Annotated in this window: 13 protein-coding genes; 7 read left to right on the forward strand and 6 right to left on the reverse strand. The window is 72.0% G+C overall.

What is annotated here, in order from left to right; translation table 11 throughout:
- Positions 1 to 296 precede the first annotated feature (296 nt).
- Together EST54_RS19980 and EST54_RS19985 are read left to right on the forward strand one after the other, a co-directional pair.
- On the forward strand, positions 297 to 950 hold the full coding sequence (locus EST54_RS19980; protein WP_239013224.1) for a hypothetical protein: 654 nt from the start codon (positions 297 to 299) through the stop codon (positions 948 to 950).
- A complete protein-coding gene (locus EST54_RS19985) occupies positions 947 to 2,218 on the forward strand; it encodes a sensor histidine kinase (RefSeq protein WP_129249002.1) in 1,272 nt (423 codons plus the stop codon). The genes EST54_RS19980 and EST54_RS19985 overlap by 4 nt, the downstream gene beginning before the upstream one ends.
- Before the next feature lie 37 nt (positions 2,219 to 2,255).
- Here the strand turns inward: EST54_RS19985 and recQ are convergent, their stop codons facing one another.
- Entirely contained in the window at positions 2,256 to 4,289 is a 2,034-nt protein-coding gene (gene recQ, locus EST54_RS19990; RefSeq protein ID WP_174857473.1) for a DNA helicase RecQ, read from the reverse strand.
- A 474-nt stretch (positions 4,290 to 4,763) separates the two neighbouring features.
- Here recQ and EST54_RS19995 point away from each other — a divergent pair, with 474 nt between their 5' ends.
- Positions 4,764 to 5,612 (forward strand): LysR family transcriptional regulator, encoded by an 849-nt coding sequence (locus EST54_RS19995; protein ID WP_275543276.1) that lies wholly within the window; start codon positions 4,764 to 4,766, stop codon positions 5,610 to 5,612.
- A 108-nt stretch (positions 5,613 to 5,720) separates the two neighbouring features.
- Here the strand turns inward: EST54_RS19995 and EST54_RS20000 are convergent, their stop codons facing one another.
- The 4 genes from EST54_RS20000 to EST54_RS20015 are packed head-to-tail and all read right to left on the reverse strand — an operon-like array spanning position 5,721 to position 9,322.
- Positions 5,721 to 6,959 (reverse strand): FAD-dependent monooxygenase, encoded by a 1,239-nt coding sequence (locus EST54_RS20000; RefSeq protein WP_129249004.1) that lies wholly within the window; start codon positions 6,957 to 6,959, stop codon positions 5,721 to 5,723.
- A complete protein-coding gene (locus tag EST54_RS20005) occupies positions 6,956 to 7,210 on the reverse strand; it encodes a hypothetical protein (protein WP_129249005.1) in 255 nt (84 codons plus the stop codon). The genes EST54_RS20000 and EST54_RS20005 overlap by 4 nt, the downstream gene beginning before the upstream one ends.
- Positions 7,207 to 7,851: a VOC family protein gene (locus EST54_RS20010; RefSeq protein WP_174857474.1), complete on the reverse strand. Its 645-nt coding sequence runs from the start codon at positions 7,849 to 7,851 to the stop codon at positions 7,207 to 7,209. Before EST54_RS20010 ends, EST54_RS20005 begins: the two co-directional genes overlap by 4 nt.
- A gap of 49 nt (positions 7,852 to 7,900) precedes the next feature.
- A complete protein-coding gene (locus tag EST54_RS20015) occupies positions 7,901 to 9,322 on the reverse strand; it encodes an MFS transporter (RefSeq protein WP_203525461.1) in 1,422 nt (473 codons plus the stop codon).
- A gap of 167 nt (positions 9,323 to 9,489) precedes the next feature.
- Here EST54_RS20015 and EST54_RS20020 point away from each other — a divergent pair, with 167 nt between their 5' ends.
- Positions 9,490 to 10,365, forward strand: a complete 876-nt coding sequence (locus EST54_RS20020) for a LysR family transcriptional regulator (RefSeq protein ID WP_129249007.1) — start codon at positions 9,490 to 9,492, stop codon at positions 10,363 to 10,365.
- A gap of 17 nt (positions 10,366 to 10,382) precedes the next feature.
- Here EST54_RS20020 and EST54_RS20025 read toward each other — a convergent pair whose 3' ends face one another.
- Positions 10,383 to 12,188, reverse strand: coding sequence for a class I adenylate-forming enzyme family protein (locus tag EST54_RS20025; protein WP_161989312.1), 1,806 nt, complete (start codon positions 12,186 to 12,188; stop codon positions 10,383 to 10,385).
- A 714-nt stretch (positions 12,189 to 12,902) separates the two neighbouring features.
- On the opposite strand from EST54_RS20025, the gene EST54_RS20030 reads away from it, so the two are divergent.
- The 3 genes from EST54_RS20030 to EST54_RS20040 form a co-directional block, all read left to right on the forward strand.
- Positions 12,903 to 13,667 (forward strand): hypothetical protein, encoded by a 765-nt coding sequence (locus EST54_RS20030; protein WP_129249009.1) that lies wholly within the window; start codon positions 12,903 to 12,905, stop codon positions 13,665 to 13,667.
- A gap of 42 nt (positions 13,668 to 13,709) precedes the next feature.
- Positions 13,710 to 14,411: an O-methyltransferase gene (locus EST54_RS20035; RefSeq protein ID WP_129249010.1), complete on the forward strand. Its 702-nt coding sequence runs from the start codon at positions 13,710 to 13,712 to the stop codon at positions 14,409 to 14,411.
- A gap of 112 nt (positions 14,412 to 14,523) precedes the next feature.
- Positions 14,524 to 15,771, forward strand: a 1,248-nt coding sequence (locus EST54_RS20040; protein WP_244942568.1) for a 3-deoxy-7-phosphoheptulonate synthase, incomplete at its 3' end; no start/stop codon positions are given.

Here is a 15,771-nt window from a genome sequence, read left to right on the forward strand (position 1 = left end):
CTGGGATCGGTCCTGTGACGGCATCGCCCACATGGCCCAGTCGACGGCCGTAAAAGCCCTGAGGAACCACGTAATGGTCGAGCAGGAGGTTCCGACCTTTGCTGTCTTGGATAGCGTGATCTAGAGCTACGTCCGCATATCCGATGAATTGCCGAATTGCTCGTGCGGCGATCGGCCGGGCAACTGCCCTGTGCGGCAGGGCGGCGACGCGGCGAGACGGCAAAGGCGGTGGCGAGGAGATGCGACGGCGGCGACCACGCACGGCAGCGACCCCGCGCTCCGGCACCGCCCCTACCTTGCGCTCCGGCACCGCCCCGATCCCGCGCTCCGGCACCGTCCGGACCTCGCTCGCCGCCCTCGCCCTCGCCGCACTCGTCCTCCTCACCGGATGTACGAACCTGGAGGGCCTGCAGGACGAGGGGCGTGCCAGGGACGTGGACGCGCCGCTGGTGCTGTGGCCCGGCTCTTCGCCCGCCCCGCCGAGCCGGAACGAGAATCCGGCGGTGCTGGTGCCCGTACCGGGCGTCCCGCGGATCCCCGGCGGCAGCATGGCCGACGCGAACCCGCTCGCCGTCCTCGATGCGGACGTCACCGCGCAGGGCGGGACCCCGCCCGCGCCGCGGGCCGTACGCCGTCCCGTGCTGCACGACCTCACGGACGACGGGAAGCCGGACCTGCTGATGGCCGTCGACCTCGGCCCCCGCAGCAGCGAACTGCGGGTCTACAGCGTCCAGAACACGGTGGTGACCCGGGTGCTCGTGCTGCGCGGGGTGCTGGCCGGGGTCGAGCTGGCGGCGGGTCATCTCGCCATCCGCGAGCCCACCAAGGACCCGCGCTACGTCAGCGTCACCGACTACGTCTGGGACGGCCGGGCGATGGACCTGTGGAACCTCACCCTCGACGACGCCCGCACCCCGCAGACCCCGCGGGCGGTCGGCGGCAGCCCATGAGGCCGCCGGCGGTCTCCCTCCGCTGGAAGATCGCGCTGACCGTGATGGCGGTGAGCTGCGCGGTCGCCGCGGTCCTCGGCGTCCTCGTCCACAATGCGGTGGCCCGTCAGACCGTCGGCCAGGTCCGCAAGGAGGCCCGCGCGAACCTGGAGACCGCCCTGGACCTGTTCGAGTACGGCACCTCCCGCGAGGGCCTCAACTCCCTCCTCGACCCGCCCGAACTCCCCGCGGACCTACGCCGGTTGGCGCGCTCCGGTCAGCGCGGCACCATGGTCGGGACCTACCACGGCCGCTCCGTCATGTGGGCCGCGGCGCCGGCCGACGGCCAGGTCATGGCCGCCTGGCGGCCGTACGGCAGCGTCCACCGCTCCCTGGACCACTTCGACACCGCCATCCTCGGCTCGGCCGTGCTCGCCGCCGCGACCGTCGCCCTCGCCGGACTGTTCCTGGCGCACCGCATCAGCCGCCGGCTGGCCACCACCGCGGCGGTCGCCCGCCGTATCACCGCCGGAGATCTGGATGCCCGGGTCGGCGACGGGCCGGGGCAGGGGCCGGGTGGTGGCGCGGCGGGGCAGGACGAGGTGGCGGCGGTGGCCGCGGCGCTGGACTCGGTGGCCGGCTCGCTGCAGAGCCGCCTCCAGGCCGAACAGCGCTTCACCGCCGATGTCGCACATGAGCTCCGTACGCCGCTGACCGGCATCCTCGCCTCGGCCGAGCTGCTGCCGGAGGGCCGCCCCAAGGAGATGATCAACGACCGGCTGCGGGCGCTGCGCCGTCTCACCGAGGATCTGCTGGAGATCTCCCGGCTCGACTCCGGCACCGAGCGCGCCGATCTCGCCGCGCACGACCTCGGGGAGCTGGTCCGGCGCTGCGTCGCCGCCACCGGCCTCGACACCGAGGTACGGATCACCGCCGACGCGGTCGTCGAGACCGACCGGCGCCGCCTCGACCGCATCCTCACCAACCTCGTCACCAACGCGCACCGGCACGGACGGGCCCCGGTCGTCGTCACCGTCGACGCCGCGGCCGCCCGGCGGCCGACCATCGAGGTGCGCGACCACGGCCCCGGCTATCCGGCCGACCTGCTGCACCACGGCCCGCAGCGCTTCAGCACCGACGCCCCCGGCCGCGGCAAGGGCCACGGGCTGGGCCTGACCATCGCCGTCGGCCAGTCCGCCGTCCTGGGCATCGACGTCCGCTTCACCAACGCCCCCGACGGCGGCGCCCGCACCCTGCTGCGACTGCCTCAGGGGGCGGTCGTCGGATGAGGCGGCGGTACGCGGGCGTCACCGCCGCTGGTTGACCTCACCAGTCGATGTCGTCGGGCGGCTCCGGGAGTGCCTCGTCCTCGGGCTCCGGTGCCATGGGACCGTCGTCGAACGCGGTGCCCGGGGCGGCTGCGGAGGGCCGGGCGGTCCCGGACGCCATGGCCGGGGCCGCGGGTGCGCCCTCCGTCCCCTCCTGGGTATCCCGTCCCGCCAGCACGTCCAGGATCTGCGTGCCGTACTTGGCGAGTTTGTTCTCGCCGACTCCGTTGACCGTGCCCAGCTCGGCCGTCGTCGAGGGCCGGAGGGTGGCGATCTCCCGCAGCGTCGCGTCGTGGAAGATCACGTATGCGGGGACGCCCTGCTCCTTGGCCGTTCGGCCCCGCCAGCCGCGCAGCGCCTCGAAGGCCGGCTGCGCCTCCGCCGGCAGATCGGCCGGCGCCGCGCGCTTGCCCTTCGACTTCGCCCTGGCCGCCCGCGCCGGCTTCTCCGGCTCCCGCCGCATCGGCACCTCGCGCCGGCCGCCCAGCACCTCGCCGCTCGTCTCCGTGAGCACCAGCGTGCCGTAATCACCCTCGACGGCGAGCAGCCCCTGGGCCAGCAACTGCCGTACGACGCCCCGCCATTCGGCTTCCTTGAGGTCGTCGCCCACGCCGAAGACGCTCAGGCCGTCGTGGTCGAACTGAATGACCTTGGCGGTCTTCTTCCCCAGCAGAATGTCGATGATCTGGCCCGCGCCGAACTTCTGCCCGCGCTCCCGCTTCAGCCGGACGACCGTGGACAGCAGCTTCTGCGCGGACACCGTGCCGTCCCAGGTCTGCGGCGGGGCCAGGCACGTATCGCAGTTGCCGCAGGCGGTGCTCTCCTGCCCGAAGTAGGCCAGCAGTCGTACCCGCCGGCACTCCACCGTCTCGCACAGCGCCAGCATCGAGTCGAGATGGGCCGACAGCCGCCGCCGGTGCGCCTCGTCCCCCTCGGACCCGTCGATCATCTTCCGTTGTTGCACCACGTCCTGCAGCCCGTACGCCAGCCAGGCCGTCGACGGCGCTCCGTCCCGCCCGGCGCGCCCGGTCTCCTGGTAGTAGCCCTCCACCGACTTCGGCAGGTCCAGATGCGCCACGAACCGCACGTCCGGCTTGTCGATGCCCATCCCGAACGCGATCGTGGCGACCACGACCAGCCCGTCCTCGCGCAGGAAGCGGGACTGGTGCGCGGCACGGGTCCGGGCATCGAGCCCCGCGTGATACGGCACCGCGGCGATGCCGTTGTCCACCAGGAACTGTGCGGTCTTCTCGACCGAGGCCCGCGACAGGCAGTAGACGATCCCCGCGTCCCCCGCATGCTCGCTCCGCAGCAGCTCCAGCAGCTGCTTCTTGGGCTCGCTCTTCGCCGCGATCCGGTACTGGATGTTCGGCCGGTCGAAGCTCGCCACGAAATGGCGGGCCTGCGCCATCTGCAGCCGTGAGGTGATCTCCGCGTGGGTGGCCTCGGTCGCGGTGGCGGTCAGCGCGATCCGCGGGACGTCGGGCCAGCGCTCGTGCAGCATCGACAGCGCCAGATAGTCCGGCCGGAAGTCGTGGCCCCACTGGGCGACGCAGTGTGCCTCGTCGATGGCGAAGAGCGAGATCTTGCCCCGGTCCAGGAGGTTGAGCGTCTGCTCGACCCGCAGCCGCTCGGGCGCCAGATACAGCAGGTCCAGCTCCCCGGCCAGGAACTCCGCCTCGACGAGCCGGCGCTCCTCCAGATCCTGGGTCGAGTTGAGGAACCCGGCCCGCACGCCGAGCGCGCGCAGGGCGTCGACCTGGTCCTGCATCAAGGCGATCAGTGGTGAGATCACCACTCCCACACCGCCCCTGACCAGCGAGGGGATCTGGTAGCACAGCGATTTGCCGCCACCGGTCGGCATCAGGACGACCGCGTCCCCGCCCCCTATGACGTGCTCGATGATCTCCTGCTGACTGCCGCGGAACGCCTCATAGCCGAACACACGGCGCAGCACCTGCACCGCCTCGCTTGCCTCCGAAGCGCCTTCCACATCCATGTCCACGACCACTTCCACGTCCGCCTGAGCCATTCCGAAAGCCTACGAGCTTCGCGGGGGTCGCTGGCGACCCTGTGGACAACTCGGCTCTCATGGCCCGCGCCGCCTCGTCCCGCGCCCGGCATGGCCCGGCCCGCGCCCGGCCGGGAGGGCGGCAGTGGCCCGAGTGCCGGCGAGCGCGACCGCCGGAAGCACCGGGTCGGTATGGGAATGGTCAAGTCCGGCGAACAAAAGGGGCATTACGCCCGTGTGTTCATGTCACCCTTCCTTCCGTATCCGACCGATCGTGCAAATGCGTGTAAGTATTGATCCGCTCAACCGACCGGAGTGAAGGCTTCGGCATCCGGAGTCGATCTTTCCGGGTGCCTCGCCGGAGGTCCGTCGACACCCCGCACAATCACGCGCACCCCCAACGCTCCCATTCCCCCCACACCCGCAGCCCCTTCCACAGTCACGACTACCGGGACCAGGTGTGAGACAGTGTTGATTTTGCAGCGTGATATCGAAGTGAAACTCCTGCGCACTTTCATTGCCGTGGTCGACGAGAATGGATTTGCCCGCGCCGCGCAGGCACTTCACGTGACGCAGCCGACCGTGAGTCAGCAGATCAAGCGCTTGGAGACCATTGTCCAGGCGCCGCTGTTCCAGCGCACCAAGCGTCCCTTACAGCTCACCCCCGCAGGTCGCGAGGTAATGGCGCACGCCCGCCGCGTCATCCTGCTCAACAATGAGGTACTCAGCAAGATATCGGCGTTCAGCAGCCAGGAATTATTCAGCATGGGCTGCTCGGTCCATTTCGCCGACGGGCTGCGGACCATGCTCGCCCAACTCGCGGTGGAGCGGCCACGGCTCCGCTGCGCCATGGCGACCGGCCTCAGCGCCGTGCTCGCCGACAAGCTCGCCCAGGGCGAACTGGAGGCGGCGATTCTCCTGGGGACACAGACTCCGCGCAGCGAGATCCTGGGGCGGCTGCGCCTGGCCTGGTTCGGACAGGCACTGCCCGCTCCCGGGGAGCGGCTGCCGGTGGCGCTGGTCAGTGAGCGCTCGGCTTTGAGCGACCGGATCATCGAAACGCTCGCCGAGCGCGACGTCGCCTGGCACTCCGTCCCGCGGTGCTCGGACCCGCTGGCGGTCCGGGCCTCCATCCAGGCGGGACTGGCATATACGGCGCTGCCCGCCAACGCCCACCACAACCACCCCTCGCTGCGCCCCGCGCCGCTCGGCGCCCTCGGCCCCGCACCGGAGCCGCTGCCCGTCTATCTGGCCTTCTCGCCCTCGGTGCGCGAACCCGTCGTCGACGCGGCGCGCGCGGCGGCCCGCGCGATGCTCAAGGACGTACCGCTGTCGCCTCCTTGATCGCCGCGCCGGCCGACCGCCACGCCCGGCTCAGCCGGGGTCGCAGGTGAGCCCGATCGGCCCGGTCGGCCCCTCGGCCCGGTCGGCCCACCAGCCCCGTCAGCCCCCTCAGTACGAGCTCCGGGCCGCCCTCGGTGCCGCCAGTTTCGGGCCGTACGGCGCGGAGTCCAGCCAGGCTCCCGCCTTGCGACCGGTGCTGGCCACGGCCGCGGCGGCCCGGCGGCGCAGCCAGACCGACGGGCGGTGGGCCAGCATGTGCTCCAAGGCGGCGCCGGCGCAGGCGCGGTTGTACGTGGCGGCCTCCTTCCGCTCGTCGGCGAACCGGACGATTTCGGCCTCGGCCGCCCCGGACGTACCGGCCGACAGCGCCGCCTGCGCGGCCCGCACCGCCCTGATCGCGTCCGGGATGCTGGAGTTCATGCCGCGGGCGCCGAAGGGGGCGAACAGGTGCGAGGCCTCACCGGTGAGCAGCACCCTGTGGTGGGCGTCGGTGAATTCGGCGGCCACCTGCTGGGCGAACCGGTAGGTCGACACCCAGCGCACCCGCTCGCCGTACGAGGCGGGCAGCACCCGGGGGATCCAGCGGCGCAGCCCCTCCGGTGAGGTGAACCGGTCCGGGTCGTCGTGCACAAGGAGGTTGAGGTCGACCCGCCAGCCGCCCGCGAACGGGACGAGGAGGACGTTGCGGCCGCCGACCCTCGGGTGCTTGTAGTGGAAGACCCGTTCCAGGAGCAGCGGGTGGGCGGGATCGTCGTCGAGGTCCACCACTACGAAGGTGTTGCGGGAGCGTGGTCCCTCCAGGGGGATGCCGGCGGCGGACCGCAGCACCGACCGCGATCCGTCCGCCGCGATCACGTAATCCGCCGCCCACTCGCCGCCCGCGGAGTCCACGAGCCGTACCCCCTCCGGGGTGCTCTCGGCGGTCCGCACCTCCACTCCCCAGTGGAACTCCACCCCGGCCTCCCGGCAGGCGGCGGCCATCAGGTCCTCGGTGTGCACCTGCGGAAGGCTGGTGAACGGCGGCAGTCCGTCGCGGCCGGCCGGCGGGTAGGTCCGGGCGTAGATCTCCTCGCCCGCCCAGTACGACCTCTTGGTGGCCCACATCAGACCCCGGCCGGCGATCTCGTGCCCGAGGCCGGGGCTGAGCCGCTCCAGTGCGCGCAGCGACGTGCCGTGCAGATAGGCGGCGCGGCTGCCCGGACGGACCGCGTCCCGGGTGCGCTTCTCCAGGACCACCGCGGGCAGGCCGGCCGCGCGCAGGGCCAGCGCGGCGCTCAGCCCGGCCGGACCGGCGCCGACGACGAGTACGGGACGGCGGGAAGCCGGGCCGGCTGTGGTTGCGCTCATGCGTCCTCCCTCACGAGGTGCAGCGTGTCCGGGGTGAAGGAGACGATGCGGCCCACGAGGCCGCCGGTCAGCGCGGCGTGCCAGACCGCGGTGCGCATCCCGGTCACCTCCCGGCGCAGCACCACCTCGTGCGCCGTGGTGGTCAGCTCCAGGTAGTCGCCGGCCGCGCGGACGTCCATCCCGGCGGCCTCGGCGGACCGCACCACCGGGGCGAACTCCGGCACGGCGAGCACATACAGGGCGAGCGTCACGACCCTGCCACCTCCGTGTCGTTCCGTATCAGCGCGGCCTTCCGTACCGGCTCCGCCTTCCGCACCAACTCCGCCTTCCGCTGCCACAGCGCCTGCGCGGACGGACGGGGCGACGCGGCGACGTCGGCGAGCGCCCGGAGCGTCAACTCCGCGTCCCGGGCGTCGGCCCCCGACATCGCCCGCAGCGGCCTGGTGATCTCCAGCTGGATGCCGTTGGGGTCGTCGAAGTAGATCGACTCGATCAGCTCGTGCGGCAGCGGCGGGGTGACCCGTACCCCGTGCGCCTTCAGCCGGTCCCGCCAGGCCAGGAGCTCCTCCTCGGTGTCCACATGGAAGGCGACGTGCCGGGAGCGGTGCATGAGGTCGCTCGGCGGCTCCTCCTCCTGCAGGCCGAAGTAGTAGAAGAACGCGATCCGGTTCCCCTTGCCCATGTCGAAGAAGAAGTGCACGAAGTCCGGATAGTCCTCGGTGACCCAGCCGGTCGCGGTGATCGCGTGCACCAGCGGCATGCCCAGCACCTGGGTGTAGAACTCGCAGGTCGCACGCGGCTGCCAGGTGACGAAGGCCAAGTGGTCGACCCCGTCCACACGCGGGCCGGGCGGGCCGGCCTGCGGGCGGGCGGACGGTGAGGTGAGGGTCAATGCTCCTCCTAAGGGCAGGGCGGCACGCGGCCGCGCCGTCGGGAAGGGGTCAGCGAGCCGTGGCGGGAGACCGGCCACGCAGCCCCGAGCCGGCGATGAGCGCACCCACGAGCAGGCTCAGACCGCCGACGACCAGCGCCCAGCGGGTACCGGTCGCGTGGGACGAGGACAGGTTGAGGATCACGCCGAGCACGGCGACCCCGAGTGAGGCGCCCACCTGGCGGGCGGAGTTGAGCGCTCCGGCACCGATGCCGGCCAGCTCGGCCGGTACGGAGCCGGCGACCCCGGCGACCAGGGCGGGCAGGGCGAAGGAGACACCGAATCCGAAGGCCAGCAGGCCCACCACGGTGGCGACGAGCGCTCCGGCGGAGTTCCCGGTGAACGGTGCCTGGATCAGCGCTCCGGTACCCATGAGGACGAAGCCGAGCGTCGCCGGGCGCCGCGGCCCGATCCGGCCGACCAGCCGCCCGGTGTAGATCGGGTTGAAGGCGGTGGGCAGGGTCAGCGGCAGGAAGGCGAGACCCGCGGCGAACGACGAGTATCCGCGGCCTTCCTGGAAGAACAGCGACAGCGCGAACAGCAGCCCGGACAGCCCGAAGTTGGCGAGCAGGCCGGCCACCAGCGCGGACGAGAAGCTGCGGCTGCGGAACATCCGCAGCGGCAGCATCGCCGCGTCGCCGGAGCGCAGTTCGGCGACGAGGAAGACCGCCGCCGCGACCACCGCCAGCGCGAAGCCGCCGAGCACCCCGCCGCCCGTCCAGCCCTTGTCCGGGCCCTCGATCAGCGCGTACACCAGCGCGGCCAGCGCGACGACGGCGCTGAGCTGCCCGGTCAGGTCCAGGCCGCTGCGCTGCTTGCGCGCGGTCTCCGGGGCCAGCCGTGCGGTGATGACCAGACTGACCAGCGCCAGCGGCACGTTGATCAGGAAGATGGCGCGCCAGCCGACGGTGTCGGTGAGCACCCCGCCCACCAGCGGACCGGCGGCGAGCGCCGCACCCGTGATCGCCGCCCAGGCTCCCACCGCGCGGGCGCGCTCGGCGGGGTCGGTGTACGAGTGGACGATCAGGGCCAGTGAGGACGGCAGCAGCAGCGCGCCCGCGACGCCCAGGGCCAGCCGCAGGACGACCAGCATGCCGAGCGTGGTCGCGACGGCCGAGACGCCGGACAGCACCCCGAACGCCACCAGACCCCAGAGGAAGACCCGGCGGCCGCCGAAGCGGTCGGACAGCCAGCCCGCGGTGAGCAGCAGGGCGGCGAAGGTGATGGTGTACCCGTTGGTGACCCACTGGAGCCCGCTCAGGCCGATGTGCAGGTCACCGGCGATCGCGGGCAGCGCCACCGAGACGATCGTCATGTCGAGCAGCACCATGAAGTAACCGAGGGAAAGCCCGATCAATAAGGTGCGCGAGGGCTTACCGGTTCTCTTTGGTGCGGCAACGGAATCCCGCTCCCTTTCCGCCTGCGTCGTCATAGGATTTCTGCTCCCTTTCGGAATCTCTCCATTCGCTGCCCCCGCAGTTGAGGGCGGCACAATCCATTCAACCGGAACCAGAAGGGGAATTGCGGGTGGTGACGACGGGGATGCCCTATGGGTACGATCGGCCCAGCCGATGGGTCAGCTAGGGGGGCGGCAAAGTCGTGGAGCTTCGGCATCTTCGGACATTCGAAACGGTGGCCAGGACACTCAGCGTCACCCAAGCGGCCAAGGAGCTGCACTACGCACAGTCCAGCGTCAGCGATCAAATTCAGGCGCTGGAACGCGATCTGGGTGTCGAGCTGCTCGACCGGTCGCAGCGCCGGGTGCGGCTGACGCCGCAGGGCGTGGCGCTGTCGGAGTACACGGACAGGATTCTCAAGCTGTTGGAGGAGGCGCGCTGGGCGGTCGCCCGGCCCGGCGCGGAACTCGCCGTCGGCGCACTGGAAACCGTCTGCCAGCACCTGCTGCCGGAGGTGCTCTCGCACTACCGCTCGCTGCATCCGCACGCGCGGGTGCGGGTCGCGCAGGACAACCGCGGTGAGCTCTACAAGGCGGTGCGCCGCGGCGACTTGGACCTGTGCCTGACCTTCGGCGCCCCGCCGGCCGACGCGAGCCTGCGCGCCGAAACGCTGGCCGAGGAGCCGCTGGCCGTCATCGTGCCGCCGGGGCACCATCTCGCCGAGCGCGGTGAGGCCGGTCTGGAGGAGCTCGCCAGGGAACCCTTCCTGGCCACCGAGCGGGGATGCGGCTTCCGGGAGATGTTCGACAGCGCCTTCGGCGCGGTGGCCGCGAAGGAGCCGGTCGCGGAGGTGTCCAGCATCGGCACCCTCGGCGCGTGCGTGGCGGCCGGGATGGGCTGCGCGCTGCTGCCGCTGGTGGCGGTGCGCGATCAGGCGAGCCGCGGCGAAGTGGCCGTCGTGAAGGCCGGAGACACCACACTGCATACGACCGTGACCATGACCTGGCTGGACCGCAACTCCGCGAACCCGAACCTCCTCGCCTTCCAGGCGGTGCTGCGCCAGCAACTGGGTGGCTGACAGGGGCGGTTCACCGTTCATCGTTCACCGGTCCGCTTCTTCGCGTACCGGTCCGCCTCTTCGCGTACCGGCGCGTGCCGGGGCGCGGGAACGGGCTGTGATGCGGGACCGGGCCGTGACGCGGGCGCCAACGGCCTCGGCGGGCCAAGGGGCGGCAGCGGGATCGTCTTCAGCCGGCTGCGGGCGATCTTGCCGGTGACCGTGGTCGGCAGCCGGTCCACGAGCACCAGCTCCTCGGGCAGCTTGTACGTGGCCAGCCCCTTGCGGGACAGATGCCCGGTCACCTCGTCCAGCGTCAGGCCGGCGCCGTCGCGGAGCGCGGCCAGCAGACACGCGCGCTGGCCCAGGCGCGGATCGGGCCGCGCCACGACGGCGTGCTGGGCCAACTGCGGCAGATCGTCCAGCAGTTCCTCCACTTCGAGGGCGCTGAACTTCAGCCCGCCGCGGTTGATGAGCGCGTCGGCGCGGCCCCGGTAGCTGACCGAGCCGTCCGGGGCGAGCGCGGCCAGGTCGCCGGTGCGCAGCCAGCCGTCGGCGGTGAGCGCGGCCCGGGTCAGCTCCGGCGCGCCGTGATAGCCGCGGAACATATAGGGGCTGCGGTACTGGAGTTCCCCGGTCTCGCCCGGCCCGGCGCGGTGGCCCTCGGGGCCCACCACCCGCACCCTTCCGCCGGACACCGGCCGTCCGATGGTGGACGCCGCCTCGGGCGGGTCGCCGGGACGGGTGAAGGTGCCCGCGCCGATCTCCGTCATCCCCCACTGGACGACGAGCCGCGCGCCCAGTGTCCGCCGCACGTCCTCGGTCAGCTCGCGGGGCACCGGAGCGCCGCCGGTGCGTACCTCCCGCAGGACGACGGGCGGACCGCCGGCCTCCGTGTCGTCCGCCAACAGGGCGACCACATCGCGCAGTTGGGCCGGAACCAGGAAGGCTGTGGTGGCCGAAGCGCCCCGCAGGGCGTCGAGGAACCGCCGCGCCTCCCACCCGTCGAACAGCCCGACCCGGCCGCCGACGACCAGGGCCAGGTGGACCGAGAGCAGCCCGAAGGCGTGGCTGAGCGGGCTCGCGGAGACGATCGTGTCCGCGGGGCCCAGCCCACCGTCCGCCGCGACGGCGGCCGCGTTGCCGAGCAGGCCACCGTGGCTGTGCACACACAGTTTCGGGCGCTGGGAGGTGGTCCCGGAGGAGGCGAGCAGCATCAGGGGTGCGCCCGGGTCCCGCGGCGGCTCCGGCAGCTCCCCGGCCGGTCCCGGCGCCTCGTCCAGCAACTCCCCGGCGCTCGGCAGCGGCTCGGCGCCCGCCGCGCGTGCCGCATCGGCGCCCGCACCCGTCCCCGAAGTCCCGCCGCCCACGACCCATACCTGCCGCAGGGACGTGCACCGATCGCGCACAGTGCGGATCTCCCCGACGCGGTCCCGGCCACGGTAGGAACCCTGCGCCACCAGCACGACCGCCCCGGCCTGTGTGACCAGCGACTGCACCTCGTGGGCACCGTAAGCGCAGTGCAGCGGCAGCAGCAGCACGCCGAGCCGGGCGGTGGCCGCATGCAGCACCACCAGCTCCCAGGAGTTCGGCAGCTGGGCCGCCAGTACGTCACCGGACCGCAGCCCCCGCCGGAGCAGCGCGCCGGCGGTCCGTTCTGCCTGGAGCAGAAGGTCGTGCCACGTCCGCCGGCGGGTGCCGTCCCATACGGCGGGATCCGCACGGAGGGCCGCGGCACGCTCAAGGGCTTCGGTGAACGTGAACGGGGACGTGAACGGGGGCGCGGACGGGGACGCAACCGGGGCTTGGGCCGGAGACGGGGTCGGGTCCGTGCCCGGGGCCACGGCCAGGGAAGTGGAAATGCACCTCAAAGAATCCGGCGTCGATTCCGTGGGGAGAGCGTTCACGAAGAATCCTCCGTTCCGGGCAGAACCCACAGTCCTTCCTTGCCTTTCCTTGCCGGACGGATTCTGGGCGGCCGTCGAGCTGAACGTCCAGGGGAAAGCCGATAAGAACTCCTGATCCGGTGCACCGGGCAGGCCGCTATAACGAAATCCCTGCCCCTTGATCACCTGGGCGGTGAAGCGCGACCGAAGATAGGTGGTGACGGCCGCTGTTGATTGATTTTTCCGCCGTCGTTCGGTCGCGCCGATGGATGCCAACCGCACGTACAAGGCCCGGCCGGGCGCCACTGCACGGCCGGTCCCCCAGGGTCGTACCGCCACGCCGGGAATCCATAAGGAAACTCAATAGCGGCGCCCCGACTTCCGGTTGAAAGTGCTGCCGCGAAAGGTTTTGGCAGGAGCATTCGGTAACTCCGATGAAAGTCATCGAGAAGGCCGAACCCGCGACGTCTCCCCTGGTCAACCGCCATGCCAGCCGAAATCCAGCCGGGCGGACCCCGCCAGGTGGCCGCACCCGGCCACCTCGGGGCTTGCCGGGCGCCGGAAAAGCACCACAGAATTCCGACGGCCCCGATACAGGAGGTATCGATGTCCGTAGTCCGCGCTTCTCACGCAACAAATGAAAGAGTGCGCTCCGTCGGTGAATTACCGTCCGTGGACAGCGAATTGTCGGTGGGCAGCGCATTCTCCGGCACCGATCTGCGGCGGCTCGACGACGCGATCCACGACGCCCGCAGCGCTTCGACGGCCGCGGTGTCGTCGCTTCTCGAACCGGCCGTGGCGGAGGGCGAGGCCACGTCCCTGACCGAGCAGAACTGCGTGTTCGACCACTGCGCCGTACTGCTGTTTCCGCTGACCCTCACCGCGGGGCTCCGTCATCTGGAACAGCGTGGCCTGGCACCACTCCCCACCGTGCCCAGCACGGTGGTGCGCCGCAGGCTGAGCGAACGCCACGGGCTCGACCCGGCACGCTGCGACGTCCACCTCACGCGGCTCCGGCTGGAATTGCCGGACGGACGGCGCCATCCGGCGGTCGAGGTGTTCCTCTTCCCCCGCGACAGCAGCACGTTCGACCGGTCGATCGCCGCCTCCGAAGCCGCGCACGGCTTCGAGGACCACACCGCGTTCGTGGTGGACCGGCCGAGTCCGCCGCTGCTGGCGCGCCTCGTCACGGCCTGGCGTTCCGAGGCCGGCCTGCTGTGGGAGGGCGGCGGACACAACCCCCACGAGGGCGGCCCCGAGGGCTCGACCGTCCTGTACTTCGTCCGGGAGCACGGGCAGCCGTCCCGGCGACGCCGCTTCGAGCTGCACTGCGCCGGCGACCTCCGGTCCTTCATCGACCGGGCCCCCGTGGACACCGAGGCCGTACGCCACGCCTACCGCGCATGGCGGCGCCCCGGCCGAGACCTGCCCGCCTGAGACCTGCGCCCGCCGTCCAGCCGCTACCCACCGGGAGAACCCATGCTGCGGAACGACACGCTGACCCCCAGGAACCTGACGCTCACCCCCGAGCTGCACGGCTATCTGCTCGACCAGGGCAGGATGACCCCCGACCCGCTCCTGGCCGAGGTGATCGAGCGCACCGGTGCCGCGATCCCCGACCAGGCACACATGGTGGTCGCGCCCGAGGAGGGCGCCCTGCTGACCTTTCTGGTGCGCCTCCTGGGCGCCCGCCGCATCGTCGAGGTCGGGACCTTCACCGGCTACTCCTCGCTCTGCCTGGCCCGCGGCCTGCCCGCCGACGGCTCGCTGATCACCTGTGACGTCTCCGCCGAATGGACCGCTCTCGCCCAAGACTTCTGGGCCCGCGACGGGGTCGGCGACCGCATCGAGCTACGGCTCGGCCCCGCCCTGGACACCCTCCGCGCGCTGCCCGCCGAGCCGCACCTGGACCTGGCGTTCATCGACGCCGACAAGCCCGGCTACATCGGCTACTGGGAGGAACTGGTGCCACGGCTGCGCCCCGGCGCGCTGCTCCTCGTCGACAACACCCTCTTCAGCGGCGAGGTGATCGCGGAACAACCCGGCGAAAAGGCCGCGGCCATCCGCGAGTTCAACGCGCACGCCCGCCGCGACCCGCGCGTCGAGCTGGTCATGCTGCCGATCGCGGACGGCCTGACACTGGCCCGCCGCCTGCCGTCCGGGGAGTCACCGGTCCGATGAAGCGAGCCAGAACGCACCGCACGAGTACGCACATCACGAGTACGCACATCACGAGTACGAACCGCACGAGTACGAACCGCGTGAGTACGCACCGCACTGAAGGAGGACGCATATGACCCGGGTGCCCCTCTCACCCGGCGCCGCACAGCCCGCGCTCCTCCCCGCCGAAGGGGCCTTCGTGGGACGCGGCGAGCCCGGCCCCTGGGACATCGGCTCGGCCGAACAACAGCCGGACTGGCCCGATCCCGTCCGGGCCGCGGCCGTCGGCGCCGAACTGGCCCGGCTGCCCGGCCTGGTCACCTGGGAGGAGGTCCGGCTGCTGCGGACCCTGCTCGCCGGGGCCGCGGCCGGTCACTACCAGGTGATCCAGGCGGGCGACTGTGCCGAGGACCCGGCCGAGTGCGCACCGCCGGCGGTCCGGCGCAAGGCGGGACTGCTCGACGCCCTCGCCGGGGTGATGGAGGCCGGCACCGGCAAGCCGGTGGTGCGCATCGGACGTATCGCCGGCCAGTTCGCCAAACCGCGCAGCGCCACGACCGAAACCGTCGCCGGCCTGACCCTGCCGGTCTACCGCGGCCACCTGGTCAACGCCCCCGAACCCACCCCACCGGCGCGCCAGGCCGACCCGCAGCGGATGCTGGACTGCTACCACGCGGCGGCCCGCGCCCTCACCTGCCTACGGCAGCGCACCAGCGCCGGGACGCCGTCCACCGCCGCGCCGGTGTGGACCAGCCACGAGGCACTCGTCTTCGATTACGAGCTGCCGCTGCTGCGCCGCACCCCGACCGGCCAGACCCTGTTGGCCTCCACCCACCTTCCCTGGATCGGCGAGCGGACCCGGCAGCCGGACGGCCCGCACGCCATGATGCTGGCCCACGTGGCCAACCCCGTCGCCTGCAAGGTCGGCCCGACGACCCGGCCGGACGAACTGCTCGCCCTGTGCTCCCGCCTCGACCCGGGGCGCGAGCCCGGCCGGCTGACGCTCATCGCCCGCATGGGCGCCCGGACGGCCGCCGCGGCACTCCCGCCCCTGGTCTCCGCCGTGCACCGCGCCGGCCACCCCGTCGTGTGGCTGTGCGACCCGATGCACGGCAACACCGTCAAGTCACCGACCGGCGCGAAGGTCCGGTCGGTCCGCTCACTCCTCACCGAGGTCCGAGCCTTCCTGACGGCCGTCACCGAAGCCGGCGGCACCCCCGCCGGCCTCCACCTCGAAACCACCCCGTACGACGTAACGGAATGCGTCTGGGACGACTCCACGGAGTTCGACTCCACGGAGCTCGACTGCACCGAACTCGGCTCTGCAGAACGTGACTTCGCCGACCACGAGCCCGCCGCACCCCAGCCCCCTCCCCACACC

Origin of the sequence: Streptomyces sioyaensis, assembly GCF_004122735.1 — a bacterium.
Lineage (GTDB): Bacteria > Actinomycetota > Actinomycetes > Streptomycetales > Streptomycetaceae > Streptomyces > Streptomyces sioyaensis.